At 71.4% G+C, this 26563-nt stretch carries 24 protein-coding genes; 22 read left to right on the forward strand and 2 right to left on the reverse strand.

Annotated features, from left to right (window positions below; genetic code table 11):
* Positions 1–131: 131 nt before the first annotated feature.
* The 6 genes from ACFFRH_RS42695 to ACFFRH_RS42720 all read left to right on the forward strand — a co-directional run bounded on the left by ACFFRH_RS42695 (position 132) and on the right by ACFFRH_RS42720 (position 7025).
* Positions 132–422: a pentapeptide repeat-containing protein gene (locus tag ACFFRH_RS42695; RefSeq protein ID WP_386163843.1), complete on the forward strand. Its 291-nt coding sequence runs from the start codon at positions 132–134 to the stop codon at positions 420–422.
* A gap of 413 nt (positions 423–835) precedes the next feature.
* The gene (locus ACFFRH_RS42700) at positions 836–1402 is read left to right on the forward strand and encodes a YbhB/YbcL family Raf kinase inhibitor-like protein (RefSeq protein ID WP_386163819.1); all 567 of its coding nucleotides are present in this window, start codon (positions 836–838) and stop codon (positions 1400–1402) included.
* 183 nt (positions 1403–1585) lie between these two features.
* Positions 1586–3196, forward strand: coding sequence for a hypothetical protein (locus ACFFRH_RS42705; RefSeq protein ID WP_386163821.1), 1611 nt, complete (start codon positions 1586–1588; stop codon positions 3194–3196).
* Between the two features lie 72 nt (positions 3197–3268).
* Positions 3269–5527, forward strand: coding sequence for a SulP family inorganic anion transporter (locus ACFFRH_RS42710; RefSeq protein WP_344744565.1), 2259 nt, complete (start codon positions 3269–3271; stop codon positions 5525–5527).
* A gap of 68 nt (positions 5528–5595) precedes the next feature.
* Positions 5596–6588 carry an NAD-dependent epimerase/dehydratase family protein gene (locus ACFFRH_RS42715; protein ID WP_344744564.1) on the forward strand — a complete coding sequence of 331 codons (993 nt, stop codon included), beginning with the start codon at positions 5596–5598 and terminating at the stop codon, positions 6586–6588.
* Positions 6589–6596: 8 nt separating this feature from the next.
* A complete protein-coding gene (locus ACFFRH_RS42720; protein ID WP_344744563.1) occupies positions 6597–7025 on the forward strand; it encodes a VOC family protein in 429 nt (142 codons plus the stop codon).
* Positions 7026–7182: 157 nt separating this feature from the next.
* On the opposite strand, the gene ACFFRH_RS42725 is transcribed toward ACFFRH_RS42720, so the two are convergent.
* Entirely contained in the window at positions 7183–7638 is a 456-nt protein-coding gene (locus ACFFRH_RS42725; protein ID WP_344744562.1) for a hypothetical protein, read from the reverse strand.
* A 362-nt stretch (positions 7639–8000) separates the two neighbouring features.
* Here ACFFRH_RS42725 and ACFFRH_RS42730 point away from each other — a divergent pair, with 362 nt between their 5' ends.
* Complete coding sequence (locus tag ACFFRH_RS42730) at positions 8001–9275, forward strand: phytase (protein ID WP_344744561.1); 1275 nt, start codon at positions 8001–8003, stop codon at positions 9273–9275.
* A gap of 1111 nt (positions 9276–10386) precedes the next feature.
* On the opposite strand, the gene ACFFRH_RS42735 is transcribed toward ACFFRH_RS42730, so the two are convergent.
* The gene (locus ACFFRH_RS42735; protein ID WP_344744559.1) at positions 10387–11559 is read right to left on the reverse strand and encodes an ABC transporter substrate-binding protein; all 1173 of its coding nucleotides are present in this window, start codon (positions 11557–11559) and stop codon (positions 10387–10389) included.
* Positions 11560–11779: 220 nt separating this feature from the next.
* Here ACFFRH_RS42735 and ACFFRH_RS42740 point away from each other — a divergent pair, with 220 nt between their 5' ends.
* The 15 genes from ACFFRH_RS42740 to ACFFRH_RS42810 form a co-directional block, all read left to right on the forward strand.
* Positions 11780–12523 (forward strand): GntR family transcriptional regulator, encoded by a 744-nt coding sequence (locus tag ACFFRH_RS42740; protein ID WP_344744558.1) that lies wholly within the window; start codon positions 11780–11782, stop codon positions 12521–12523.
* Between the two features lie 123 nt (positions 12524–12646).
* The gene (locus tag ACFFRH_RS42745; protein WP_386163826.1) at positions 12647–13618 is read left to right on the forward strand and encodes a Gfo/Idh/MocA family protein; all 972 of its coding nucleotides are present in this window, start codon (positions 12647–12649) and stop codon (positions 13616–13618) included.
* Positions 13615–14451 carry a TIM barrel protein gene (locus tag ACFFRH_RS42750; protein WP_344744557.1) on the forward strand — a complete coding sequence of 279 codons (837 nt, stop codon included), beginning with the start codon at positions 13615–13617 and terminating at the stop codon, positions 14449–14451. Before ACFFRH_RS42745 ends, ACFFRH_RS42750 begins: the two co-directional genes overlap by 4 nt.
* Positions 14448–15419 (forward strand): 5-dehydro-2-deoxygluconokinase, encoded by a 972-nt coding sequence (gene iolC / locus ACFFRH_RS42755; protein ID WP_344744556.1) that lies wholly within the window; start codon positions 14448–14450, stop codon positions 15417–15419. The genes ACFFRH_RS42750 and iolC overlap by 4 nt, the downstream gene beginning before the upstream one ends.
* Positions 15412–16293 carry a Cgl0159 family (beta/alpha)8-fold protein gene (locus tag ACFFRH_RS42760; protein ID WP_344744554.1) on the forward strand — a complete coding sequence of 294 codons (882 nt, stop codon included), beginning with the start codon at positions 15412–15414 and terminating at the stop codon, positions 16291–16293. The genes iolC and ACFFRH_RS42760 overlap by 8 nt, the downstream gene beginning before the upstream one ends.
* Positions 16290–17138: a 5-deoxy-glucuronate isomerase gene (gene iolB, locus ACFFRH_RS42765; protein ID WP_344744553.1), complete on the forward strand. Its 849-nt coding sequence runs from the start codon at positions 16290–16292 to the stop codon at positions 17136–17138. Before ACFFRH_RS42760 ends, iolB begins: the two co-directional genes overlap by 4 nt.
* Positions 17135–18973: a 3D-(3,5/4)-trihydroxycyclohexane-1,2-dione acylhydrolase (decyclizing) gene (gene iolD / locus ACFFRH_RS42770; protein WP_386163830.1), complete on the forward strand. Its 1839-nt coding sequence runs from the start codon at positions 17135–17137 to the stop codon at positions 18971–18973. Before iolB ends, iolD begins: the two co-directional genes overlap by 4 nt.
* Entirely contained in the window at positions 18973–19953 is a 981-nt protein-coding gene (locus ACFFRH_RS42775) for an inorganic phosphate transporter (RefSeq protein WP_386163832.1), read from the forward strand. Before iolD ends, ACFFRH_RS42775 begins: the two co-directional genes overlap by 1 nt.
* A complete protein-coding gene (locus tag ACFFRH_RS42780; protein WP_344744547.1) occupies positions 19950–20609 on the forward strand; it encodes a DUF47 domain-containing protein in 660 nt (219 codons plus the stop codon). The genes ACFFRH_RS42775 and ACFFRH_RS42780 overlap by 4 nt, the downstream gene beginning before the upstream one ends.
* 59 nt (positions 20610–20668) lie before the next feature.
* Entirely contained in the window at positions 20669–22495 is a 1827-nt protein-coding gene (locus ACFFRH_RS42785; RefSeq protein ID WP_386163834.1) for an ABC transporter permease, read from the forward strand.
* Complete coding sequence (locus ACFFRH_RS42790; RefSeq protein WP_386163836.1) at positions 22496–23596, forward strand: ABC transporter ATP-binding protein; 1101 nt, start codon at positions 22496–22498, stop codon at positions 23594–23596.
* A complete protein-coding gene (locus ACFFRH_RS42795) occupies positions 23593–24357 on the forward strand; it encodes an HAD family hydrolase (RefSeq protein ID WP_386163838.1) in 765 nt (254 codons plus the stop codon). The genes ACFFRH_RS42790 and ACFFRH_RS42795 overlap by 4 nt, the downstream gene beginning before the upstream one ends.
* Positions 24348–25151, forward strand: a complete 804-nt coding sequence (locus ACFFRH_RS42800; RefSeq protein WP_344744543.1) for an inositol monophosphatase family protein — start codon at positions 24348–24350, stop codon at positions 25149–25151. The genes ACFFRH_RS42795 and ACFFRH_RS42800 overlap by 10 nt, the downstream gene beginning before the upstream one ends.
* On the forward strand, positions 25148–25927 hold the full coding sequence (locus tag ACFFRH_RS42805; protein ID WP_344744542.1) for an HAD-IIB family hydrolase: 780 nt from the start codon (positions 25148–25150) through the stop codon (positions 25925–25927). The genes ACFFRH_RS42800 and ACFFRH_RS42805 overlap by 4 nt, the downstream gene beginning before the upstream one ends.
* Before the next feature lie 336 nt (positions 25928–26263).
* On the forward strand, positions 26264–26563 hold a 300-nt coding region (locus tag ACFFRH_RS42810; RefSeq protein ID WP_386163841.1), incomplete at its 3' end, for an aldehyde dehydrogenase family protein.

Raw genomic sequence — 26563 nt, forward strand, 5'->3', positions numbered from 1 at the left:
AACGCAAGAAGGCCCTCGCCCAGAGCGTGGTCGGCACCGGCGAGGACTGGATCACCGACCTGTCCACCGACCAGCTGCGCGAGCTGTTCCGGCTCGGCCCCGGGGCGGTGAGCTGACATGGACGACACCGGATCCGGCGGCAGGCCGTTGACCGGGCGAACCCCCGGGGGACGGTCCTTCGAGGAGCAGAACTTCGAGGAACGGGCTTCCGAGGAGAGGGCCGCGGACGAGCGGACTTCCGGGGAACGGACCTCCGGGGAACGGACCGCGAACGAGCGACGTTCCGAGGGGCGGGCCTCGGACGAGCGGACCTTCGACGAGCGGATCGGGGACTTCTACTCCCCCGCCGTCTCCCTGAACCGCCTGCGCCCCCGGCCCGACGTCACCGGAGTCCCGGCCGACCTGCTGCTGCGGGCCCTTGAGCCGCCCGCGGTCAAGGTGCGGCACATCCCGCTGGTCGACCTGCTCAGGAAGCCCTACCGGGAGCTGGGCGGCGACTGAGACCTCGGACCCGCCGGTCCCGTGGGGGACCGGCGGGTGGACGGCCCGGCGGACAGGCGCCCGGTGAGTGGGTGACCCGGTGGATGGGCGGCTCGGCGGGTGACGGCCCGGCGGACAAGCGTCCGGTGGGTGGCGCGGCCCGGTGAGTAGCGCGGCTCGATGGGTGGCGGCTCGGTGGGTAGCGGCCCGGTGGTGGTGGGTGAGTGAAACTCGTTTTGGGAGTCACTCCAACCCCTTCCGCCCCTCGATTTTCCACTATTTCCGACTTTTTCCCTGCGGCAGAACCTCGCGATCCGGTCTGCACATCTTCCAGACCCGCGTAGCATCATCGGGCATGGGGCAGCCGAAAACGTCTACGCGCCGCCCGCGGCACACCTCGAAAGCGACGGTGGCCGCGGCGCTCGTCGTCATGTCCTCAGGCTGTGGGATGGCGAGCGGCATGGCCTCCACGGAGCGGTTGCAGCTGGAGCCGATCAGCGTCTCCAGCCCTCAGGTCAAAGACGGCGGCCCCCTGCCGTCCGACTACTCGTGCAAGGGTTCGGCCGGTAACCCGCCGCTCCGCTGGTCCCGCGTGCCGGAGGGAACGAAGTCCGTCGCGATCGTGGTGGACAAGAACTCCCGGACCGGCGGCGAGGTGAACTGGGTCGTTTTCGACATCGATCCGCGGACTAACGAGCTACCGGAGGGTAGCGTCCCGGTGGGAGCCGTGGAAGGGAGCACGACGAGCGGCAAGGTGGGCTATAGCCCTCCGTGCGACGCCCAGGAGAACTATCGTTTCACTGTCTACGCGCTGGACGACAAGGTCGAACTTCGTAAGGGGACTCTCCTCAACGAGACCTTGAAGAGCATCGCGGACAAGACGATCGCCTGGGGACGGCTCACCGCGGCGCACATCGAGTGACTGGCCAAACACCGGAGGTAGTAATGGTTACCAATTCTTCACTTAGGGTGTGACAACGCTCATAGTGGTCCGACACAATCAGATCCAATGTCCAAGCGCAGGTGATGCATGGGGGCAGGTCGCGTCGATGGCCGCGCGACCTCACCGGCGCCGCTGTAAGGCCATGGCCTTGAGGGTGGTGCAATGATCGCGGTCGTAGTAAGCCTGGTCGCCGTCGTGCTCCTCGTGCTCGTCGTCGTGGCACTGGGAATGCGGTCGATGAACCGCAGGGAGAGCGCACTCCCCGCGGAGCGCCTACGGGAGATGGCGGAGAAGGAGGCGCTGACTCCGACCATGTCCAGCGACGACTTCGCCACCAGAGAACCGAAGATGAACCATTTCACCCCCGACCTCACCCCGTTCGACGAGCCGAAGCCGCCGCGCCAGCCGCGGCCGCCGAGCTCCCGGGGCAAGCGCGGGCTGAACGAGTTCGGCCAGGTGGACGACTACGACGATGACTACTGGACGCGGCTCCAGGCCGACGAGGGCGGTTTCGGAGGGTCCTTGGCGGCTCGGATGGGCGCGAGCCGTCCCGTCGAGCAGGGGGACCAGAAGGCCGACCCCGACGCGGTGACCGTGCAGGCCCCGCTGCCGACCAGGCCCCAGCCGTCCCGCGCCACCCCGCAGCGGCCCCCGGCCCCACCGGCCAGGCCCGCTCCCGAACCGGCCGTCGCCTCCGCCTCGCTGCCCTCCGGTCTCTCCGACCTGGTCGCCCCGGTCCAGCCGAACCCGGCTCCCACGGCCGCCTCGCTCGCCGAGCAGAAGACCGTGACCTTCGCGGCTCCCACCCCCGGCGCCTTCGGCGAGGCCCGCCCCTCCCGGGCGAGTTCCCGTCGCGGCGGCGGCAGGGCGTCCTCGCAGCCAGCCGCCCAGTCCACCCAGGGCAACGGCTCGCCCCGGCCCGCCCAGGGCCCGTCTCGGCCCGATCCGCTGAACGACCCGCTCGGCGGCTCCTACGCCCGCCGCGGCGCCGGCTCCGCCGCGAACGGCGCGGGCTCCCGGCCCAGCGGCGCCGTCTCCCCGGCGAACGGCAACGGCGCCCCCGGTGCCCGACCCGGCCCGACCGGCGGCCGTCCCGGCGCCGGTGCCCCGATGCCCCCCATGGGGCCCACGACCAGCGGCGGCTTCCCCGCCGCGGCCGTGCCCGACCCCCTCGCCGCCTCCTACCGCACCCCGCCGCAGCCGCCCAAGACCGGCAACCCGGCGGACAACCCGTGGGCTCAGGCCACGAACCCCTCCTCGGGGGGCTGGCCCGCGGCGAACACCGCCGACATCCTCGACGACCCCGGCCCCTCCTACTCCTCGTACCAGACGCCGGTCTACGGCGCCCCGACCACCGGCTCGTACGAGGTCAGCTCGGGCTGGGCCACCATCGAGGACGACGCGATCACCGGCCCGAGCCCGGCCGTGTCCACCTCGACCGGTCCCTCCAGGACCTTCTCCCCCACCCCGAGCCCCACCCCGAACTCCGCTCCGAGCCCCACCCCGAACCGTGCGGCCGACCCGCGAGGCGGGGCGGCGACGGGCAGGTACGGCTACGAGCCCCGTCAGGCGAGCCCGGCCAGCCCGGCCGCCTGGCCGGAGCCCGGCACTCCCAACGGGAGTGACGCGGCGAGCTGGCCGAGCTACGGCGAGCTCTACGGCACGGCACCGGCCCCCGAGGCCGCGGCCACCGGCACCGACGCAGGCCGGGCGAGCTCGCGGGGCAACCACCACCGGGCTCAGGAGCCCGACTACCCCGACTATTACCGCTGATTCTTTCCGTCCTCCGTAAAGGCCTCGGGTAAAAGCCCGGATGGCGTGGGGCAGCACCGTAAGGTCTGCCCCATGGAGACGGACACGAAGAGCGACGGTGTTCTGACAGCGGGTGGCATCGGCTCCGTGCTGCGGCATGACCTGCCCGCCTCCCTGGTGGTCTTCCTGGTGGCCGTGCCCCTCTCGCTGGGCATCGCGGTCGCCTCGGGAGCGCCACTGGCGGCGGGGCTCATCGCGGGTGCGGCGGGCGGCGTCGTGGCGGGCCTCCTGGGCGGCTCCGTCGCCCAGGTGAGCGGGCCGGCGGCCGGGCTCTCACTGGTGGTGGCCGACCTCGTGGTCACGTACGGCTGGCGGGCCACCTGCATGATCACTCTGCTCGCGGGCGTCCTGCAGTTGCTGCTGGGCGTCTGCCGGGTCGCCCGGTCGGCGCTGGCGGTCTCCCCCGCGGTGGTCCACGGCATGCTGGCCGGGGTGGGCGTGGTGATCGCCCTCTCCCAGCTGCACGTGGTGCTCGGCGGGAGCCCGCAGCGCTCCGCGATCGAGAACCTCATCGAGCTGCCCCAGCAGATCGTCCACAACCACACGCACGCGGTCTTCGTCGGCCTGCTGACCATCGCGGTCCTGGTCACCTGGACCCGCCTGCCGCAGCGGTTGCGGACCCTCCCCGCGCCGCTGGCGGCCCTGTTCGCCGCCTCGGTGACCGCCTGGGCGCTCGGCTGGGAGGTCACCCGGATCGACCTGTCGGCCAGCCTCGGTTCCTGGTCCGGCCCGGTCTGGCCCCGGGGCGACTGGCACGGGATCATCGGGGCGGTGCTGCTCGTGGCCCTGCTGGCCGGGGTGGAGTCGCTGCTGTGCTCGGTGGCCGTCGACAAGCTGCACGACGGCAGGCGCTCCGACCTCGACAGGGAGCTCACCGGCCAGGGGGTGGCCAACATCGTGACCGGCGCGCTGGGCGGGCTGCCCGTGGCCGGGGTCATCGTCCGCAGCACCACCAACGTCCGCGCCGGGGCCCGCAGCCGCTGGTCCACGATCATGCACGGGATCTGGATCCTGCTGTTCGCGGTCGGGCTGGGGTGGATGATCGCGCTGATCCCGATGGAGGCGCTCGCCGCCCTCCTGGTCTTCATCGGCGTGCAGATGGTCAACATGGGGCACCTGCGCAACCTGCGCGGCCACAGCGAGGTCCCGGTGTACGTCGTCACGATGGCCGGGGTGGTGCTGCTCGGTCTCGCCGAGGGCGTGCTGGTCGGGCTCGGCCTCGCCGCGCTGTTCGCGTTGCGCCGCCTCACCCGGGTGACCGTGCGGGCCATGGCCGAGCCCGACGGCCGCTGGCACGTGGTGATCGCCGGCTCGCTCACCTTCCTGGGGGTGCCCACGCTCACCTCGGAGCTGCGCGCCATCCCCGCGGGGGCCGCGGTCGACCTCGACCTGAACATCGACTTCATGGACAACGCGGCCTTCGAGGCGATCCACGACTGGCGCAACGAGTACGAGCGCACCGGCGGGACCGTGAACATCGACGAGATCCACGACGAGTGGTACTCCATGGCGGCCAGCGGGGCCCGGGTCTTCCCCGCCAAGACGCCGCCCCGCGCTCCCGACCGGTGGTGGCTGCCCTGGTCCCACCGGCGGAACGGGCAGCGGGTGAGCCGCCAGCCGCTGGTCGCCGCCCGGCACGCGCCCCGCGACGACGGCCCCGCCAGTCCCGCCGTGCCCGACCTGCTGGAGGGGGCGCGGGAGTTCCACCGGCGTACGGCTCCGCTGGTCCGCCCCCTGCTGCACGGCATGGCGCGCGGGCAGGAGCCCTCGCATCTCTTCATCACCTGCGCCGACTCCCGCATCGTGCCGAACCTGATCACCGCGAGCGGCCCCGGCGACCTGTTCACCGTCCGCAACCTCGGCAACCTGGTGCCCCGGCTGGGGTCGGTGCCGGCGGACGACTCGGTGGCGGCGGCGATCGAGTACGCGACGGGCACGCTCAACGTCCGCACCATCACGGTCTGCGGGCACTCGGGCTGCGGGGCGATGGCCGCGCTGCTCAGCGGGGGCGAGAAGGCGTCGGGCCTGCCCGCGTTCGGCCGCTGGATGCGTCACGGCAACCACACCCTGGCACGGTTCATCGAGGGCGAGAGCGCCGGTGAGGACGACGGACCGCTGGACCGCCTCTGCCGGGTCAACGTGATCCAGCAGCTGGAGAACCTGCGGACCTATCCGCAGGTGGACCGGCTGTTCCGCGCCGGGCACCTGGAGCTGGTCGGCCTGTACTTCGACATCGGCACCGCCCGGGTGCACCTGCTTGAGCATCCCCCGATCGCGAGCAGTCCGCTCTGAGCGGATGCCTTGCGCCACGGGTGAAAGCCTGTGGTCACGCACCGGCCGGGCGTCCAGGATGAAACGCTATGAGAATACTGATCATCGGTGGCTCGGTGTTCGTCGGCCGGGCGGTCACGGAAGAGGCGCTGCGGCGCGGGCACGAGGTCACGACGTTCAACCGGGGGCTCAGCGGGGTGGACCTGCCGGGGGTGGAGGCGGTGAAGGGCGACCGCGAGGTGGCGGCCGACCTGGACCGCCTGGTGGAGGGCCGGGAGTGGGACGCCGTCATCGACGTCATCGGCAGGGTCCCGAAGCTGGTCGGCGGGTCGGTGCGCAGGCTCAACGGCCGGGCGGGCGTCTACACGTACGTCTCCAGCATCTCGGCGATCGCCGACTTCCCGGCCAAGGAGTGCGACGAGAGCTCGCCACGATTCGAGTGCGCGCCGGACGCGGGGCCGGAGGACGGCGAGTACGGCGAGCTCAAGGCGGGATGTGAGCGGGCGGTGGAGGAGGGCTTCGAGGGTGAGGCGGTGATCATCCAGCCGGGTCTCATCCTGGGCCCGTACGAGGGTGTGGGCCGCCTGCCGTGGTGGCTGGACCGGATCTCCCGGGGCGGGCGGGTCCTGGCACCGGGCGACCCCGGCCGCGCGATGCAGGTCATCGACGTGCGCGACCTGGCCGCGTTCGTCCTCGACCGCACCGAGGCGGGCAAGGCCGACCGCTTCCTCGCCAGCGGGGTGCCGGGCAACATCACCTACGGCGGCTGGCTCGCCGAGTGCCGCGCGGTGACCGGCTCCGACGCCGAGTTCGTCTGGGTCGACGACCGGTTCCTGCTCGACCGGGAGGTGCAGCCGTGGACGGAGTTCCCGGTCTGGGCCCCGGACAGTCCCGAGTTCGCCGCGGTCTGGCTGCCGTCGTCGGCGAAGGCCCTCGCGGCCGGGCTGACCTGCCGCCCGGTCGCCGAGACCGTGCGTGACACCTGGGCGTGGCTTCGCGACGTCCCCCCGGCGGAGCGGTCGTTCGGCAGGCACGGCATCGATCCCGAGAAGGAGGCCAGAATCCTCGCCGAGTGGGCATAGGGATCTCCATGGAGATCCAGATCACTTTCGACGCCAACGATCCGCCGTCGCTCGCCGCCTTCTGGGCGGAGGCCCTCGGTTACCGCCTCCAACCGCCCCCCGAGGGGTTCGAGAGCTGGGAGGCGTGGGAGGACTCCCAGGGCATCCCCGAGGAGAGGCGTTCCGACTGGTCGGCCATCGTGGACCCGGCCGAGGGGCGGCCGCGCTTCTACTTCCAGCGCGTGCCCGAGGGAAAGACCGCCAAGAACCGCGTCCACCTGGACGTCAACGTGGGCGGCCCGCCCGGCACGCCGCTGGAGGAGCGCCGCAAACTCGTGGACGCGGAGGTGGGACGGCTCGCCGCCCTGGGGGCCGTCGAGGTGCGGACCGCGGAGGAGCACGGCGAGTACTGGACGGTCATGACCGACCCCGAGGGCAACGAGTTCTGCCTGCAGTGAGCAGCATGCATTTCTACGCATACATCGCGCTGGTGGGCACCTAGATTCATCGCTGTCCGGCTCCGTCCCCCGAACGCCGGACAGCGGTCCACGCTCCCAGGGCCGGAGGTGGAGGGCGGCCGATTCCGCCCTCCACCCACCCTGACCCTGTGCCGTGTCACGCGCGGCGGGTGTGCCTCATCGTCCAGTTGGTCTCCCAGGTCTTCTCTCCGTCGGCGGAGAACGCCTGCTCCCACAGGGCCGATGTCGGTGTGATCTCCGACCATGTGTAGCGCATCCGGATGGGCGTGCCCTCGTGGGTCTCGTCGCCGTGGAACACCCCCTTCCCGTCGGTGAACGCACCGAAGACGGGGTTGTGGAGGACTCCGGTCTCACTGTTGATCCAGTAGATCGCCCACAACTCGCGCTTGACGTCGAAGGTCCTTATCGACACCCCCTTGAAGCCCTTGGTGGGGAAGGTGATCTCGTCGAAGACGCCCGCGCCGTCGAAGAACCCCTGGCAGACGGCGACGCTGGGAAACTCCTCCCACTCGTCCCTCCCGCTCAGGGGTGCGAGGAGCCTACGGTTCTCGATGTCCCAGCTGCCGTGCAGGAAGTCGAAATCGCTGTTCATGACAGAAGGTTAGAACCACCCACCGGCGCTTGGGGGGCGCACGGGAACTCCGGATACCGGCGGATCCGTCCGTGAGTGTGCCCCGCCGCGTCGCCGAGCGCCTCGGCCGGTGCGACCACCGCGAGCTCCGCCCCGGCCCGCCGGGCACGCGACCGGCCGCCGATCCGCGAGCCCCACCGTCGGGGCGGCGAGCGGATGACCTCATCCTCCTCGAAATCCCCCTCGCGATCCCCCGCGAACCAGGGACGACGGCACGGACCCCATACCAAACCCATGTCATGACATACGTACGTCCTATTGATTTATGGTGAATTCGTCGTTACTTTCTTGGTGAACCTCATCCCCCCAAACGAGGAGACGCAATGCGTCCTCTGTCCAGGCTTTTCCTGGCAGCCCTGACGATCTCGCTGGTAGGCGGGGCGTCACTCCCCGCGACCGGAAACAGTGTTGCGGTGGTGGAACCCCAGGTAGAGACCCCCGCTCTGTACGACGACGAAGCCGGTGGCAACTCCAACGGTGACGACCCGGCGATCTGGGTCCACCCGTCCAAGTCCGAGAAGAGCGTGGTGGTCGGCACGGCGAAGGAGGGTGGCCTCTTCGTCTACAACCTCGACGGACAGCAGATCCAGCACCTCGCCGCGCCCGCGGCCCCGGGACCTGACGACGAAGGCGGACGGTTCAACAACGTCGACGTCACCTACGGTTTCGGCGGACGCGACCTCGCGGTCGTCTCCGACCGCGGCCGGGACCAGCTGCGGATCTACGCCATCGCGAACGGCCAGCTCACCGACGTGACCGACCCGGCCGCGCCGTTCGTGTTCAACACCACCCAGCAGCAGGTCAACGACGCAGAGACCGCGTACGGCCTGGCCACCTGGAAGGACTCCACCGGCACCTACGCGCTGGTCAGCCGTCGTCACAGGACCTCGATCGGCCTGGTCAAGCTTCTGCCGAAGCCGAACGGCAAGGTCGGTTACCAGCTCGTCAAGACCCTGAACCTGCCGCCGTCGTTCACCCTGCCGAACGGCCAGAGCTGGACGCCCTGTGACGAGCCGGGCCGGGAGCCGCAGGTAGAGGGCATGGTCGTGGACCAGGAGAAGGACGTCCTCTACGCGGCCCAGGAGGACGTCGGCATCTGGCGGATGCGCGCGGACCTCACCGGAGCCCCCGTGCTGGTGGACAAGGTCCGCGAGTACGGCGTGCCCGGCACCTACGACCCGGTGGCGGACGAGTGCACCTCCGGCGCGGACCCGGGCTACGGCGGGCAGCACCTGACCGCGGACGCCGAAGGTCTCACGATCTACTACCGGGAGGACGGCAAGGGCTACCTGCTCGCCTCCAGCCAGGGCGACAACACCTTCGCCGTCTACCGCAGGGAGGGTTCCAACGCCTACCTGGGTCAGTTCATGATCGGATCGCACAACGGCATCGACGGCGTCGAGCACAGCGACGGCTCGACCGTACTGAACGTCCCGCTGGGCGACTTCGAGGAAGGCATGTTCATCTCGCACGACGGCGCCAACACCCCGACCACGCCCGACCGTGAGAACACGAACTTCAAGTTCGCCGAATGGAACGACATCGCCGACGGGCTCGACCTGGACGTGGACCCCGACGGCTGGGACCCGCGCGACTGAGCGGCGGGGAAAAGCCCTCGGCCACTCGGCGGATTCGAGGGCCGGTAGGCGACGCGTGATCGGTTGATCAAGGCGTGAACGGTTTGGTCGGACGCCCGGCTGGGATTTCCCAGCCGGGCGTCTGGCGTGGGTGCCCGCCGGATCCGGCATCGGGGCCTCCCGGGCTGCCGGGACAGGCCGGCGCTCGCGAAGGCGCCCCTGTCCGGACGCGCGTACGGGTACACCGTGTGCGGCCCGGTCCCGGATCGGGATCCGAACGCCGCTCCCGGTCCGGTCGTGCTCGCGGTTCGGCCGCGTTCCCGGTCCAGCCGCGCTCCCGGTCCGGCCGCGCTCACGGCCGAGGTCGCGCGGAGGTGCGGGAGACGGAGAGAACCCGCGCGGGGCGACGGGGACCCGGTGTCCGCGCCGGGCACGCGCCGAGGAAACGGGAACGCCGCCGCGGCAACGCGGCGGCTCGCCGATCAGCGCGGACGAACACCGGGACTCATCGGGACTCACCGGGACTCAGGGGAAATCAGCGGAATCAGCGAGGGGGGCGACCGGCGCGGACTCCCGCGTGGCGGCGATCGCCGGGCCGGCCACGGCCTCCCCCGGTCCACGCCTAGCCGTACGGACCGGCTCCCAAGGCGCGTGTCCAGGCCGCCGTACCGGCGGCCACGGGTCCGGGAAGAAAGGCCGTCCGTCGCCTCGTCCGCGAGCTGTTCAAGGGCTCGACCGGGCCGAACGACCGGCGGGCGGCCACCGGAAAGACCGCCGGAAAGGCCACCGGAAGGGCCACGGGAACCTCAGATCGGTTCGGCACTCCCCGGCCGGGGCGTTCTCACCGGCCGTGCCGACATCGATCAGGCCCCCACATCACCATGGCCCGGCCCGAGAGCGGGCCGGGCCATGGGGGCCGGGGGTCGAGGGTTGAGGGCCGGGAGGCGAGGGCCGGGGACGGGAGCGGGGGCCGGGGGCCGGGGGTCGAGGGCCGGGGGCTGGGAGGTGAGGGCCGGGGGCCGGGTGACCGTCACCTGCTCCCCCGGCGCCCGCACCGACGGTTCGTCCACCTGCCCTCGGCGAACACGGCACCGGATCTCGAACTCACGCGGGGTCTCCCCCACTCACCGGGTCAGCCGTGGTTGACCCGCCAGAAGTCGGAGACGCCCTGGCGACCCTGCAGGTCTCCGAGGAGTCCGTTGGAGTCGGTGTGGAAGAGCTGCCCCTTCCAGTCGGTCAGCCCGGGCGGGGTGACCTGGGGCTTGACCGTGCCGTTGCCGGAGATGCCGCCCTCGCCGATCTCGTGCTTGACGCCCTCCTCGGTCATGATGAAGTGGACGTACAGCTTGGCCGCGTTGGGGTGCTTGCTCTTGGCCGCGATCGCCACGTACTTGGGATAGCTGAAACCGACGAACGGCGCCATCCCCTCGCACGTCGCCTGGGTGTACCCCTTGTCCTCGTTGTTACGGAACTTCGAGATCGACATGAACCCGATCTTCTTGTCCGTGGAGCTCGGCGCGCCCACCGCACCGGAGATGTCCTCGTCGGAGCCGGTCAGCACCGGCTTGTTGCCCGCCATCCGCTTGATCCACTCATAGGCGGCGCTCTTCTCCTTGGTCTCCAGGGGCTTGCCGTACTTGGTCTGGTACGCCTGCTCCAGCGCCTGGTTGCCGTGCGCGTCCATCTGGGTGAAGAACGACAGCACGGTCGGCTTGCCCAGCGGGTCCTGCATCACCAGCTTGCCGGCCCACTCCGGCTCGGTCAGGTCCCACACGTTCTTCACCGGGCACCCCTCCGGCGACAGCTTGGTGTTGTAGGCGAAGACCGTGGCCTTCGACAGCGCGAGCAGCGGGTTCTGGTTCTCGGCCGGGATCTGGTCCTTGAGGTCGCCGGGCACCCAGGTCCGCGCCACCCCCTGCGGGATCAGCTGGCCCACCAGCACGCCGCCGTCCTCGTACATCGCCGCGTCGATCGTGATGTTGTCGGCGGCATGCTCTCTGATCATCTTCTCGGCGGTCTGCGGGGTGTCCGACTTAACCCCTTCCATCTTGACGCCGTACTTCGCGGTGAACGCCTTGGCCACCTCTTCGATGTCGCCGCTGGAGTCGTAGACCAGCACGCTGCCCTCCTTCTTGGCGGCGGCGACCAGCGTGTCCAGGTCGAAGTCCGCGTCGAGCGAGGGTGCGGGCAGCGGCTGCCCGGCGGTCGTCGCCGGCGAAGGGGCGCCGGTGGCCGTGGAAGGCGCGCAGGCCGCGGCGGCGAATGCCAGCAGCGCCACAGGGATGATCTTTTTGGTACGCCACACGGTAGCGTCACTCCTTCTGCCCATCGGGGTCGTAGGCGCCGCCAAGCACCCCGACTTGGCGCCACAATGGGGTCAACAATGAACATCACGTGAACAGCTTGTCAAGACATTCTTACTTTAACGAGGCATCCGACACGGTCTCGTTACCGGATGGGCGGCCGGCGAGCCGACCCGAATCGGCCATTGGTCAGGACATTCTGACGTCAGATATCATCCGACGGTGACTGCGACGAGATTGGACATCGACCTCGACCGGTCGAGCCCGGTTCCCCTGTACTTCCAGGTAGCCGAGCGGATCGCCGAGGCGATACAGACGGGCGAGCTGCTCCCGGGCGCCCGGCTCGACAACGAGATCCAGCTCGCCGACCAGCTGGGGCTTTCACGCCCGACCATCCGCCAGGCCATCCAGTACCTCGTCGACAAGGGGCTGCTGGTCCGCAAACGCGGCGTCGGCACCCAGGTCGTACACGGCCAGGTCAAGCGGGCGGTCGAGCTCACCAGCCTCTACGACGACCTGCGCAGGGCGGGCCAGAAGCCGATGACCCAGGTGCTGTCCATCGACACCGTCGCCGCCGAGGAGAGCATCGCCGAGGCCCTCGGGGTCGCGCCGGGCGCCGCGGTGCTCCGGCTGGAGCGACTCAGGTACGCGCTGGGGGAGCCGCTCGCCCTGCTGCACAACTGGCTGCCCCTGGGACTGACGCCCCTGACGGCCGAGACCCTGGAGTCTCGCGGGCTCTACGAGCTGCTGCGCCTGTCCGGCGTCCGGATGCGGGTCGCGAACCAGCGGATCAGCGCCCGCGCCGCCACCCCGGCCGAGGCGCGGCTGCTGAACGAACGCCGCGCCTGCCCGCTGCTCACCATGGTCCGCACGACCTACGACGACCAGGGCAGGGCCGTGGAGCACGGCTCACACGTCTACCGCGCCTCCCACTACTCCCTAGAGGTCACCCTCGTGGAGCGCTGAGCGCGCCGCCACTCCCGGGTCCAGTACGGTGATGATGATAGCTAGTCAGAATGTCAGGACAAACTATTGACGGTTCACTTGCCGTTCATCTAGAACTGGAGGCCCCTGTTACAAGGAGCCGCCATGCGTGTGGGTTTGCTAGGCCTTGGTCGGATAGGCATGTTCCATGCCACCACCCTCTCGACTCTCGTCGACGACCTCGTCGTCTCCGACGTGGACCCCGCCAGGGCCGAGGAGGTGGCGGGACGGCTCGGGGCCCGGGTCGGAGATCCCTTCGACGCGGACGCGGTGGTGATCGCGACCCCGACCTCCACCCACGCGGAGGCGCTGCTGCGGGCATGCGACCGGGGGGTGCCGGCGTTCTGCGAGAAACCCGCGGCCCCGACCGTGGCGGAGACCCAGCGGGTCCGCGAAGCGGTCAGGCGTAGCGGCGTCGCCGTTCACATCGGCTTCCAGCGGCGCTTCGACGCCGGTTACGTCGCCGCACGCGAGGCGCTGCGCGCCGGTGAGCTCGGCGAACTGCACCGGGTCCACCTGCTGACCGCCGATCCGGAGCCCCCGGCCGCCGAGTACGTCGCGCTGTCCGGCGGTATCTTCCGCGACTGTCACATCCACGACTTCGACATCCTGCGCTGGGTCACCGGCCGCGAGGTGGACACCGTCTACGCGACCGGCGCCAACCGGGGCGAGGCCTTCTTCGCCGAGGCCGGAGACGTCGACAACAGCGCCGCTCTGATGACCATGGACGACGGCACGCTGGTCACGCTGCAGGGCTCCCGCTACAACGGCGCCGGATACGACGTGCGGATGGAGCTGGCCGGGACCCGTTCCACCTGGGCGGCGGGACTCGGCCGCCGGACCCCGCTGCACTCGGTCGAGGGCTTCGACCCGGGTGAGGAACCGTGGCCGGACTTCCAGACCAGGTTCGCCGCCGCGTACATCGCGGAGATGCACGCGTTCCTGGCGATGGCGCGAGGTGAGCGCGAGAGCCCCTGCACGGTCCAGGACGCCCTGTCCGCGCTCCACCTCGCCGAGGCGGCCGATCTGTCGCTCCGCGAGGGGCGGCCGGTCCGCCTCCTGGAGGTGACGAAGTGAGGATCGCCGCCGCACCGATCTCCTGGGGGGTCTGCGAGGTGCCCGGCTGGGGACACCAGCTGCCCGCCGAGCGGGTGCTGACCGAGATGGCCGAGCTGGGCCTGACCGCCACCGAGCTGGGCCCCGACGGCTTCCTGCCCGCCGATCCCGGCCACCGCGCCCGCCTCCTCGGCCGCTACGACCTGCGCGCCGTGGGCGGCTTCGTCCCCGTGGTCCTGCACGACCCCGCCCACGACCCGCTGCCGGGCCTGCGGGCCGCGCTCGCCTCCTTCGAGGACGAGGCGGTGGCCGTCCTGGCCGCCGCCACCGGCGTGGACGGCTACGACACGCGCCCCGCGCTGGACGCGGAGGGCTGGCGCACGCTCCTGACCAACCTGGAGCGGATCCGTCACGAAACGGCCCGCCCGGTCACCCTGCATCCGCACGTGGGAACCATGATCGAGACCGGTGAGGAGGTGGACCGGATCCTCGACGGCTGCGGCGTCGCGCTCTGCCTGGACACCGGTCACCTGCTCATCGGCGGCACCGACCCGCTGGACCTCGTCCGCCGGGCCAGCGGGCGGATCGCCCACGTCCACCTCAAGGACGTCGAGGCGGCCCTCGCCGAGCGGGTCCGGAGCGGCGCTCTCACCTACACCCAGGCCGTACGGACGGGGATCTACCGCCCGCTCGGCGAGGGGGACGTCGACGTGGCGGGCATCGTCACCGGCCTGACCGCGGCCGGCTATTCCGGCTGGTACGTGCTGGAGCAGGACGTCGTCCTCGACTCCGAGGACGCGAACCCGATGGAGAACGTCCGCGCGAGCCTGGCCTATCTCGGAGGCCTCAGGTGAGCGCGCCCGCCGAGGTGCTGACGATGGGCCGGGTCGGGGTGGACATCTACCCGCTCCAGGTCGGGGTGTCGCTGCGGGAGGTGGAGACCTTCGGCAAGTATCTGGGCGGCAGCCCGACCAACGTGGCCGTGGCCGCCTCCCGGCTGGGTCACTCCAGCGCGGTGATCACCAGGACCGGGGCCGACCCGTTCGGCCTGTTCGTCCACGACGCCCTGCGCGCCTACGGCGTCGACGACCGCCACGTCACCGAGGTGCCCGGCCTGCCCACACCGGTGACGTTCTGCGAGATCCTGCCCCCGGACGACTTCCCGCTCTACTTCTACCGCTTTCCCAAGGCTCCCGACCTGGAGATCCGCCCCGAGGAGCTGGATCTCGCGGCGATCGCGTCGGCGGGGGTGTTCTGGACGACCGTGACCGGGCTGTCGGCGGAACCGTCCCGCGGCGCGCACCTGGCCGCCTGGCGGGCCCGGGGGCGGGTGCCGCACACGGTGCTGGACCTGGACTACCGGCCGATGTTCTGGCCGGACGAGCACGAGGCCCGCCACCAGGTGCGCGCCGCGCTCGGACAGGTCACCGTCGCCGTCGGCAACCTGGAGGAGGCCGAGGTGGCCACCGGCACCCGCGACCCCCACGAGGCGGCCCGGGCGCTGCTGGAGGCCGGGGTCGAGCTCGCGATCGTCAAGCAGGGCCCTGGCGGGGTGCTCGGCATGACCGCCACCGAGACGGTGCGGGTGCCGCCGGTGAAGGTCGAGGTCGTCAACGGGCTCGGCGCCGGCGACGCCTTCGGCGGGGCGCTCTGCCACGGCCTGCTGGAGGGCTGGCCGCTGGAGCGGGTGCTGAGGTTCGCCAACGTGGCCGGGGCGATCGTGGCCGGCCGGCTGGCCTGCGCCCCGGCCATGCCCACCGTGAACGAGGTCGAGAACGTCCTGTCAGACGGATTTCCGAAAGGGGACGCCGCGCATGCGTGAAGAGGACTACCGGCGGTTGCTCGACGACCGGGCCTGGCATCCGGAGCGGGTGATCGAGGCGGCCGCCAGGCGCGGGCGCGGGTCGTTTCCGACCGGTAGTGACCAGCTGCTGATCATCGCGGCCGATCACCCGGCGCGGGGCTCGCTCGGCGTCGGCCGCCGGCCGATGGCGATGGAGAACCGTGCCGACCTGCTGGACCGGCTCATGGTCGCCCTGGCCAGGCCGGGCGTGGACGGGCTGCTCGCCACCCCCGACATCGTCGAGGACCTGCTGCTGCTCGGCGCGCTCGACGGCAAGATCGTGATCGGTTCGATGAACCGGGGCGGCCTGCAGAGCTCGGCGTTCGAGTTCGACGACCGCTTCACCGCCTACGACGCCGAGTCGATCGCGGCGATGGGTTTCGACGGCGGCAAGATGCTGTGCAGGATCGCGCTGGAGGACGCCTCGACCGCCGCCACGCTGGCGAGTTGCGGGCATGCCGTCACCCAGCTGGCCGGCCACGGGCTGATGGCGATGATCGAGCCGTTCTGGTCCAGGCGGGTCGACGGCGTGGTGCGGCACGACCTGTCGCCGGAGGCGATGATCCACGCCATCAGCGTCGGCCAGGGGCTCGGCGCGACCTCCGCCCGCACCTGGCTGAAGATCCCGGTGGTCGAGGGGATGGAGCGGGTCATGGAGTCCACGACGCTGCCGACGCTGCTGCTCGGAGGTGACCCCGAGAAGGCGCCCGACCAGGTCTTCGGCTCCTGGGGCAAGGCACTGCGGCTGCCCGGCGTACGCGGCCTGGTCGTCGGCCGGGCGCTGCTCTACCCACCGGGCGACGACGTGGCCGCGGCCGTGGACACCGCGGCGAGCCTGCTGAGGTCGTCGTGACGCACCTCCCCCACGGCACCGCCGCCTCGTCCCCGTGGGCGGTGGAGATCACTCCAGAGTCGGCCGGCTGGACCTATGCCGGCCTGCGGGTGGTGGATCTGCCGGACCACCCCGTGCGCTTCTCCACCGGCCGGGAGGAGATGCTGGTCCTGCCGCTGTCGGGTTCGTGCGAGGTCTCCGCGGACGGCCTGAGCCTGTCGCTGTCCGGGCGTACGTCGGTCTTCGACACGGTGACCGACTTCGCCTACCTGCCGATCGACACGTCCGTGGTGATCACCGGCCGTGGCCGCGTCGCGCTCCCCTCCGCCCGGGCGACCCGGCGCTTCCCGGTCCGGTACGGCCCGGCCGAGCGGGTCCCGGTGGAGGTGCGCGGCGCCGGGCAGGCCAGCCGCCGGGTGAACAACTTCTGCTCGCCGGACGCCTTCGACTGCGACAAGCTCGTCGCGGTGGAGGTGATCACCCCCGGCGGCAACTGGTCGTCGTACCCGCCGCACAAGCACGACACGGCCTCCGAGCACGAGGCCGTGCTGGAGGAGATCTACTACTTCGAGGGCGGCCCCGGCTACCAGCGGGTGTACGGCACCCACGACACCCTGGCCGAGGTGGCCGCCGGAGACGTGGTGCTCGTCCCGCACGGCTACCACGGCCCGTCGATGGCGGCCCCCGGCTACGACCTCTACTACCTGAACGTGCTGGCCGGACCCGCCGAGAAGCGGTCGATGGCCTTCAGTGACGACCCCCGGCACGCGTGGATCCGCTCCTCCTGGGCAGACCAGCCGATCGACCCCCGTGTGTCACGTCGCGTCGCGGACGCCGGGAGCGAATTCCCCGGAGGTACCTCATGAGGCTCACGGTGGCTCAGGCACTGGTGCGGTTCCTGTCGAGCCAGTGGTCGGAGCGCGACGGCGTCGAACGGCGGCTGATCGCGGGCTGCTTCGGCATCTTCGGCCACGGCAACGTGGCCGGCATCGGCCAGGCCCTGGCCGAGCAGGGCGCGGGCACCGGCGACGCGCTGCCGTACTACCTGGCGCGCAACGAGCAGGCCATGGTGCACACCGCCGTCGGCTACGCCCGCACGCTCGACCGGCTCTCCACCTTCGCCTGCACCTCCTCGATCGGCCCCGGCGCCACCAACATGGTCACCGGCGCGGCGCTGGCCACCATCAACCGGCTCCCGGTGCTGCTGCTGCCCGGCGACGTCTTCGCCACCCGGGCCGCCGGGCCGGTGCTGCAGGAGCTGGAGGACCCGCGCTCCTACGACGTGACGGTCAACGACACGCTGCGCCCGGTCAGCCGCTTCTTCGACCGGATCAACCGGCCCGAGCAGCTGCCGTCCGCCCTCCTGGCCGCGATGCGGGTGCTGACCGATCCCGCCGAGACCGGCGCGGTCACCCTGGCGCTCCCCCAGGACGTGCAGGCCGAGGCGTACGACTGGCCCGAGGAGCTGTTCGCCCGCCGGGTGTGGCACGTGGCCCGGCCGGTGCCCGAACCCGCCGCGCTGGCCAGGGCGCTCGAACTGCTCCGCGGCTCGCGCAGGCCGCTGATCGTCGCCGGAGGCGGGGTCGTCTACAGCCGGGCCTGCGCGGAACTGCTCCGCTTCGCCGAGAACCACGGCGTGCCGGTGGCCGAGACCCAGGCGGGCAAGGGCGCGCTGCCCTACGACCACCCGTGCGCGGTCGGCGCGGTCGGCCACACCGGCACCGCCGCCGCCAACACCCTGGCCAGGGAGGCGGACCTGGTCATCGGCGTCGGGACCCGCTACAACGACTTCACCACCGCCTCCCGCACCCTCTTCGGCCGGGCCCGGTTCCTCAACGTCAACGTCACCGCCTTCGACGCGGCCAAGAACTCCGGCGAGACGCTCGTCGCCGACGCCCGCGAGGCCCTGGACGCCCTGGACCGGACGGACTGGCGGGCCGATCCCGAGTGGACCCGTCAGGCGGCCGCCCTGGCCGCCGGCTGGCAGGCCGAGATCAGCCGGACCTACGCCGGGACGGAGCTGACCCAGCCGGTCATGCTCGGCATCCTCAACGAGATCGCCGAGGACGGCGTGGTCGTCAACGCGGCCGGGTCCATGCCCGGTGAACTGCACAAGCTGTGGCGGGTCCGCGACCCCAAGGGCTACCACGTGGAGTACGGCTACTCCTGCATGGGCTACGAGATCGCCGGAGGGCTCGGAGTGAAGCTCGCCGACCCCGAGCGCGAGGTGTTCGTGCTGGTCGGCGACGGCTCCTACCTGATGATGGCCCAGGAGATCGCCACCGCCGTGCAGGAGGGCGTCAAGCTCGTGATCGTCCTGGTGGACAACCACGGCTTCGCCTCGATCGGCGACCTCAGCGAGTCGGTGGGGGCCCTGCGGCTCGGCACCGCCTACCGGATGCGCGGCCCGGAAGGAGAGCTGGACGGCGACCGGCTCCCCGTGGACCTCGCGGCCAACGCGGCCAGCCTCGGCGCCGACGTGCTGTGCGCCTCCGATCCGGAGGCGCTGCGAACCGCGCTGGTCAAGGCGGTGGCGTCCGCGCGCACCACGGTCGTCCACGTCGAGACCGTCCCCGGCGGCGGGCCCGGCGCCCAGGCCTGGTGGGACGTCCCCATCGCCGAGGTGTCGGGACTGGCCAGGACCCGGGCCGCACGTGAACACTACGACGAGGCCAAACGTGATCAGCGGCCCTACCTGTGATGGGGTGGACAGCGGCGTTCGCCGTGGTGGCGGTCCTCTTCGTGCTGACCAGCGGAGCCAACGACGGAGCCACCCTGATCGGGCTGGGGCTCAGGTTCCCCCGCTCGCCGGGATGGGCGATCGCCGGGCTCCTCGTGGTGGTGCTCTTCGCCGGGCCGTACGTGCTGGGGGTCGCGGTCGCGCGGACCTTCACCGAAAGGCTGGCAGGACTCGGCACGAGCGGCGGAGCGGCGGCGTTCCTGGCCGGGGTGGTGACCGCGGTGATCGTGGTCGCGGTCCTGACCGGCAGAGGACTGCCGACCAGCCTGACGCTCGCGGTCATCGGCGGCATCAGCGGCGCGGGGTTCGGCGCGGGACTGCCGGTGTCGTGGCGGAACCTGGGCGCCGTCCTCGCCGTCGGGGCGGCCGCCCCCCTGGCCGGCCTGGTCCTGGGCCACCTGCTGGGAACCCTGTCGCGCCGGGTGCCGTCCCACCGCCGGATGTCCCGGCTCGTGCTCTCCGCCCACCTGCTGGCCTACACGGCCCAGTGCGTGGCCTACGCGGCGAACGACGGCCAGAAGATGATCGCGGTGGTCAGCGTCGCGCTGAACGTGGGCCGTGACGGGCTGGGCGGGGTCGGCCCCCTGGAGGTCCCGCCGGTGTGGATGGCCGTCCTGGTGGCGCTTTTCCTCGCCGGATCCCTGACCAGTCTCACCCGGGTGGGAGGGCGGCTGGGCCGCGGGCTGGTCATCACCCGGCCGCTGCACATCGTCTCCGCCGAGACGGCCGCCACCGGTGCCGTCCTCGGCAGCTGGGCACTGGGAAGCCCGGTGAGCATGACCCAGTCCATCACGGCCGGAGTGGTCGGCGTGGCGGCGAGCGAAGGAGCCAGGAGAGTGCGATGGCAGAGCGTCGTGAACATGGGTACCGCGTGGCTGGTCACGCTGCCGTCCTCGATGGCCCTGGGCTGCCTGGCCGGGCTCGCGATGAGGCTGCTGTGAGCGGCCCGCGCAGGCGCGCCCGGCGGTTCGTGCGAGCCTGGGACGACCTGCGGGGCCGATCCGGACGGCGGGTCGTCGAGCTGGTCCGCAAACAGGTCGCCGTCGCCCGTGCGGGAGCCGTACTGGCCCGCTCGACGGCCTCCGGCACGATCGGGCGATCGGCCGCCCGCACCCGGATGACCGAGGTGGAACACGAGGGCGACGCGGCGCGGGCCGAGCTGGTGCGCGTTCTGCGGCGGGTGCTGGCGACCCCCATCGACCGGGAGGACCTGTTCCGGCTCTCCCGCTCGATCGACGACGTGCTGGACCACCTGCGTGACTACGTGCGCGAGACCGACCTGTTCGGCCCCGAGGATCTCGGCTTCGCCGTCGAGCCGCTGCAGGCGGTGAGCGACGGCCTCGACGAGCTGGAGACCGCCGTCCTGAAGATGATCGACGACCCCGGCTCGGTCACCGTGGCCGTGCTGGCCACGCGCAAGGCCTGCAGCCGGGTTCGCCAGCTCTACCAGACCCGGCTCACCGAGCTGTTCACCGGGCCGCTGGACATGGAGACCCTGCGTGAACGCGAACTGCTGTCGCGCCTGGACGCGGTGGGCCGGCGGCTCGGCGAGGCCGCCGACGAGCTCGCCGACGCGATGCTCAAGCGAAGCCACTGAGGAAGCTGACGGACCACGCGACGCGCCGGTCCTTGTGAACCCCCCTGAAGGAAGTATCCATGGCTCTTCTCACCAAGGCGGAGACGCCGCCACCTCCGTCGAGGCGGCGCAGGCTGGTGTACCGGCTCCGCGTGCTGCGCCACGATCCGACCGCCGTACTCGGGCTGGTCCTCGTCATCCTGCTCGTCTACCTCGTCGTGGCCCCGCTGATCGCGGTGCTGTCGGACGCCTTCCGCCTGCAGTACGGCGACGACGTGCACGCCGGGCAACAGCCCGGTGAATGGACCGGCTACTACCTGTGGCGGGTGTTCCGCTCCCAGATCAGCGGCCTGCTGTTCTGGGAACCGCTGCTCAACACACTGGTGATCGCGGTGGGCACCACGCTGTTCGCGCTGGTCGTCGGGGGCGGCATGGCCTGGCTGGTGACCAGGACCAACGTGCCCGGCCGCAAGTGGCTCGCCGGCGCCCTGGTGGTCCCCTACATGCTGCCGTCGTGGACCTTCTCCCTGGCCTGGCTGTCGCTGTTCAAGAACGAGCGCGCCGCCGGGCAGGTCGGCTTCCTGCAGGCCCAGGGCATCCACACGCCGGACTGGCTCGCCTACGGCGCGGTACCGATCATCTTCACCCTGGGGCTGCACTACTACCCGTTCGTACTGCTCCTGGTCGGGAACGCGCTGCGCCGCATCGACGCGCAGCTGGAGGACTCCGCGCGGATCCTCGGCGCCCCGCAGCGGACCGTCATCCGGCGGATCGTGGTGCCGCTGATGCTCCCGGCGCTCTCCTCGGCCGTGCTGCTGGTGGTCGGCCGGGTGCTGGGCACGTTCGGCACGCCCTACGTCCTCGGCCTGCCGGCCGACTACCGGGTGCTGTCCACCGGGCTGTTCCAGTCGATCCGCGACCGCAGCACCGGCGTGGCCTCCGTACTCGCCACCGTCATCGTGATCATCGGGGTGCTGATCGTCCTCGTCGACACCCGGATGATGCGCGAGCACCGCCGGTTCGTCACCGTGGGCGGCAAGGGGGCGATGGACCGGCTGGGCGATCTGCGCCGCTGGCGCTGGCCCGCCTTCGCGCTCGGCGTGCTGGTCTTCGCGGTGAGCGTCCTCGTCCCGGTCCTGACGCTGCTGGTCTCCACGGTCACCCGCACGCCCCTGGACCTGTCGACCTTCACCCTCGACTACTGGTTCGCCGAGAAGCTGCCCGGGGCGGTCGGCTTCCCGCACGGCGTCTTCCGCGGTTCCGAACTGTGGGAGGCCGCGTGGAACTCGCTGCGCATCGTCGGCCTGGCCTCGCTGGTCTGCGCGGTCGCCGGCCTGCTGATCGGGTACGTGGTGGTGCGCGGATCCGCTCCACGGGTCGCCGCGTTCCTGCGCCAGGTCTCCTTCCTGCCCTATCTCATCCCCGGCATCGCGTTCGCGGCCGCCTCGCTGTCGCTGTTCGCCGTCGCCAGGGGCCCCGTCCCCGCGCTGTACGGGACGACGTTCCTGCTGATCCTGGTGATGGCCGTGACGCACCTGCCGTACAGCTCGCGCTCGGGCATCGCGGCGATGATGCAGCTCGGCCGCGAACCGGAGGAGGCCGCGCAGATCGCCGGGGCCTCCTGGTGGCAGCGGATGCGTCTGATCATCTTCCCGATCCAGAAGGGCGCCCTCGTCACCGGGGTCGTGCTGCCGTTCATCTCCGGGCTCAAGGAACTCAGCATCGTCATCATGCTGACCACCACCGGGACACAGCTCCTCACCACCTTGTCGATCGGCCTCGTGGACTACGGATACACCCAGCTCGCCAACGCGGTCGTGCTCATGATCGCCTTGGTCTCCTTCACCATGACCTACCTGACCCAGCGTCTGACCAAGAGCAGCCTGGCGTCCGGCCTAGGAGGATAGATGCCGAACATCACCCTGAGCGGAATCGCCAAAAGCTACGGCGGTGGCGACTACGCCGTGAAGAACCTCGACCTGACCGTCCCCGACGGCGCGTTCATGTGCCTGCTGGGCCCCTCCGGCTGCGGCAAGACGACCACCCTGCGGATGATCGCCGGGCTCGAGCAGCCGACCGCCGGCAGCATCGCCGTCGGTGACCGGGTCCTCGACTCCGTCGAGCGGGGACTCTACGTCCCGCCCGAGAAGCGCGGCATGGGGCTGGTCTTCCAGAACTACGCCCTCTGGCCCCACCTGTCGGTGCGCGAGAACGTCGAGTTCGGCCTGCGGATGCGCAAGGTGCCCGCTCCCGAGCGGCGGGCCAGGGCGGAGTCGGCGCTGCGGATGGTCCACGTCGACGCCGCCATGGACCGCTACCCCTCCCAGCTGTCCGGCGGTCAGCAGCAGCGGGTCGCGCTGGCCAGGATGCTGGCGATCAACCCAACGGTGCTGCTGCTCGACGAGCCGCTGTCCAACCTCGACGCCCAGCTCCGGCTGGAGATGCGCGCCGAGCTCAAACGCATCCACGAGGAGTCCGGGACGACGATCGTCTTCGTCACCCACGACCAGCTGGAGGCCCTCACCATGGCCACCGACGTCGCGGTCATGAACGAGGGTGAGCTGCAGCAGCTGGCCCCTCCGATGGAGATGTACGCCAGACCCGCCAACCGGTTCGTCGCCGAGTTCGTCGGCAGCCCCCCGATGGCGATCGTCGAGATCGGTCCCTCTCCCACCGGTCTGGCCGGCTCGCTGATGCGCTTCGTCGAGTCCCACTCCGGGCAGAGCGTCGTCCCCGCCGCCGTCGGGGTCCGTCCCGAGGCGCTGCATCTCGGTTCGCCACCTCATTCCGTCTGGTCCGAGGAGGCCACCGTCGAGGCCGTGCTGCCGGCGGGCTCCTCCTGGACCGTACGGCTGCGCATCCTGGACACCGAGCTGTACGTGCTCTCGTACACGCCGGTCGAGGCCACCGCGGGCCAGGTGCTGACCTGCTGGACCGACCAGATGCACCTGTTCGGCGCGGACGGCACGCGGATCCCCTCCTGGGACAAGACGGGGGTGGGCGCGTGATCCGCCCCAAGGCGTTGCTGCTGGACTTCGGCGGGGTGATCGTGGAGACCTCCCGGCGCCCGTCGTGGGCGGCCGAACTCGCCGCCGAGGTGCACGAGCTCCTCACCAGGGCCGGCTTCCACGAGCTCAGCCTCGACGACGTGGAGACCGACATCCTGGCGGGCGCGCGCGCCGACAAGTACTGGAAGGACTCCACCTCCCGTCAGTTCGCCCCGGCGGAGATGACGCACCGCGGATTCTGGGCCGACTACGTCGCGGGCGACTGGCCGGAGCAGGCCCGCTCACTGGTGATCGCCGAGGCGACACCGCTCTGCCGGCGGATGGGCGAGCTGCGCAGCGACCGCAAGACCCGGCCCGCGCTGCAGGAACTGCTCGCCGCCTGCTGGGCGCACGGCGTCACGCCCGCGGTCGTCAGCAACGCCCTGTGCGGAGCCGTCCACCGCGACTACATGGCCCTCAACGGCCTCGACCGCCAGGTGGCGGTGCAGGTCTACAGCGACGAGGCCGGCGTCCGCAAACCCAATCCGGAGATGATCTGGATCGCCTGCCGGGCCCTCGGCGTCGACCCCGCGGAGACCTGGTACGTCGGTGACAACCACGACCGCGACGTGGTCTGCGGAGCCCGCGCCAAGGTGGGGGCCACCGTCCTGATGGTCTCCCGGAGCACCGAGAAGATCCCCTACAAAGTGCGGCAGCGCCCTCAGGCGACGGTCGAGGACCCGCGCGGCCTGCTGAGCCTCCTGGAGGAGACATGGACCTGAACACCTCGCGCGACCTGGCCGCCATCGCGGTCGAGGCGGCCAGAGCGGTCGGCGACCGGCTCAGGGAGGCCTTCCGCTCCCGGCCCGAAGTGAAGACCAAGCGCGACTTCCACGACCCGGTGACCGAGCACGACAAGGCGGCCGAGGAGCGTATCCGCGAGGTCCTGGACCGGCTGTGCCCGGGCAGCGTCGTGGTGGGCGAGGAGGCCGGCGTCCGAGGCGAAGGCGACATCAGCTGGTACGTCGACCCCATCGACGGCACCGCGAACTTCGCCGCCGGCCTGCCGTTCTTCTGCACCTCCATCGGGGCGGTCGTGGACGGCGAGGTGGTGGCGGGCGTCGTCTACGACCCCGTGCGCGACGACGAGTTCACCGCCTCGCTCGGCGGGGCCTTCCACAACGGCGCGCCGATCCGCAGCGCCGGCGCGCGCACGGACCGGGAGGCGGTGCTGCTGTCGAGCTATCCCTCCCCGCGCGACCTGGCCGCGGAGGGCGAGGAGGCGCTGCACCGCTTCGCCCGGATGGTCAACGCCTTCGCCACCACGCGCCGCCCGGGGAGCGCGGCGCTGAAGCTGGCGCACGTCGCCGCGGGCTGGTCCGACGTCGCCTACGGCACGTACGTCAACGCCTGGGACGTGACGGCCGGCTCTCTCCTGGTGGAGCAGGCGGGGGGCGTCTACATCCCGCTGTCCGGCAGCCTCTTCGTCCCCGGCGGCTATCTCGCCTGCGTCGGCGGATTCGACCTCGCCGGCTCCGTGATGGCCGAGGTCTCCACGGCGAGGACCGCCTCGTGATCCGCTGGATCGTCACCGACCTGGACGGCACGCTGGTCGGGCGTGACCTGGCCATGGTGCCCTCCAGCCGGGACGCGCTCCGCCGCTTCGTCACCTCGGGCGGAGAGGTGGTCATCGCGACCGGGCGGATGGAGCTGTCGGCCCTGCGCTACTACGAGGAGCTGGGCCTCACCGGGGCGGCGATCCTCTACAACGGCGCCCGCACCGTGGATCTCGGCACCGGAGCCGTGCTGCGCTCGCGCCACCTGCCGGTGAACGCGTGGAAGGCGCTGCTCGACCTGTTCGAAGAACTCCCGCGGGGCGTCTACCCGGTGGCGTTCTCCGGCGGCGAGGCGCTGGCCGTCCACGACGTTCCCGAACTGCGGGACTACGCCCGGCGCGACGGGATCGCCCTGCGGGATCCGGGCGACTGGTCGGCGCTGCCCCCCGGTGAGATCACCAAATGCATGCTGATCGGCGATCGGCTCACCGAGCTGGACATTCCAGGAACCATCACGGTCCGGTCCGAGGCGACCTATCTGGAGGTGCTGCCCGAGGGCGCGACCAAGGGAACCGCGCTCCGCGAGCTGGCCGCCTCCCGGGGCGTACCGCTGGAGCAGATCGCGGCCGTCGGCGACAACCCCAACGACATCGACATGATCACGACAGCCGGACTCGGGGCCGCGGTCGGCGACGGCCATCCGCGGGTCCGCGCGGTGGCCGATGTCGTGGTCGGGGCCTGCGCGGACGGAGCCGTCGCCGACGTGGTGGAACTGGCCCTCGCCTCCCGCGCCTAGACCGCGAGGCCGAGTCCCGGACCCCGGGTGCCGACCCTCCTCCCTCCTGCACCGCACCCTCCGCCACACCGCCCGGGACAGCGCCCCGGACGCCGGGCCGGGCTCGCGCGCCGCTCGGCTCGAACGACGGGCCGAGCGGGGCGGCCTGGCCCGAGGCCCTGTCCGGCCGGTGTTCGCGGCGGAAGGCGCCGATCCCGTGCGAGACGTGCGCGAGGTGACATCGATTCCGGTTCGAGGCGCGGTCCGGCGCGCCTCACACCGGCAGGTCCGGGAGCGGCGCTCGAAACCGTCAATGCCGAAGCCGTCGCGCCGCAGGCGCGAAAGGAGCACGACAACATGAAGAACATCACTCACTGGATCAACGGAGTCCCCACCGAGGGCTCCCCTCCGGCGCGACTCGGCGAGATCTTCGACCCGGCGGCGGGGGAGGTGGCGGGACAGGTCCACCTGGCCTCCGTCGCCGAGGTCGACGCGGCCGTGGCCGCCGCCGTCGCGGCCTGGCCCGCCTGGCGGGACACCTCGCTGACCCGGCGGGCGCGGGTGCTGTTCCGCTTCCGCGAGCTGATGTACGCCCACCGCGACGAGCTCGCCCGGCTCATCTCGGAGGAACACGGCAAGGTCCACTCCGACGCGCTG

It is taken from the genome of Streptosporangium vulgare (assembly GCF_042428775.1).
Taxonomy (GTDB): Bacteria; Actinomycetota; Actinomycetes; order Streptosporangiales; family Streptosporangiaceae; genus Streptosporangium; species Streptosporangium vulgare.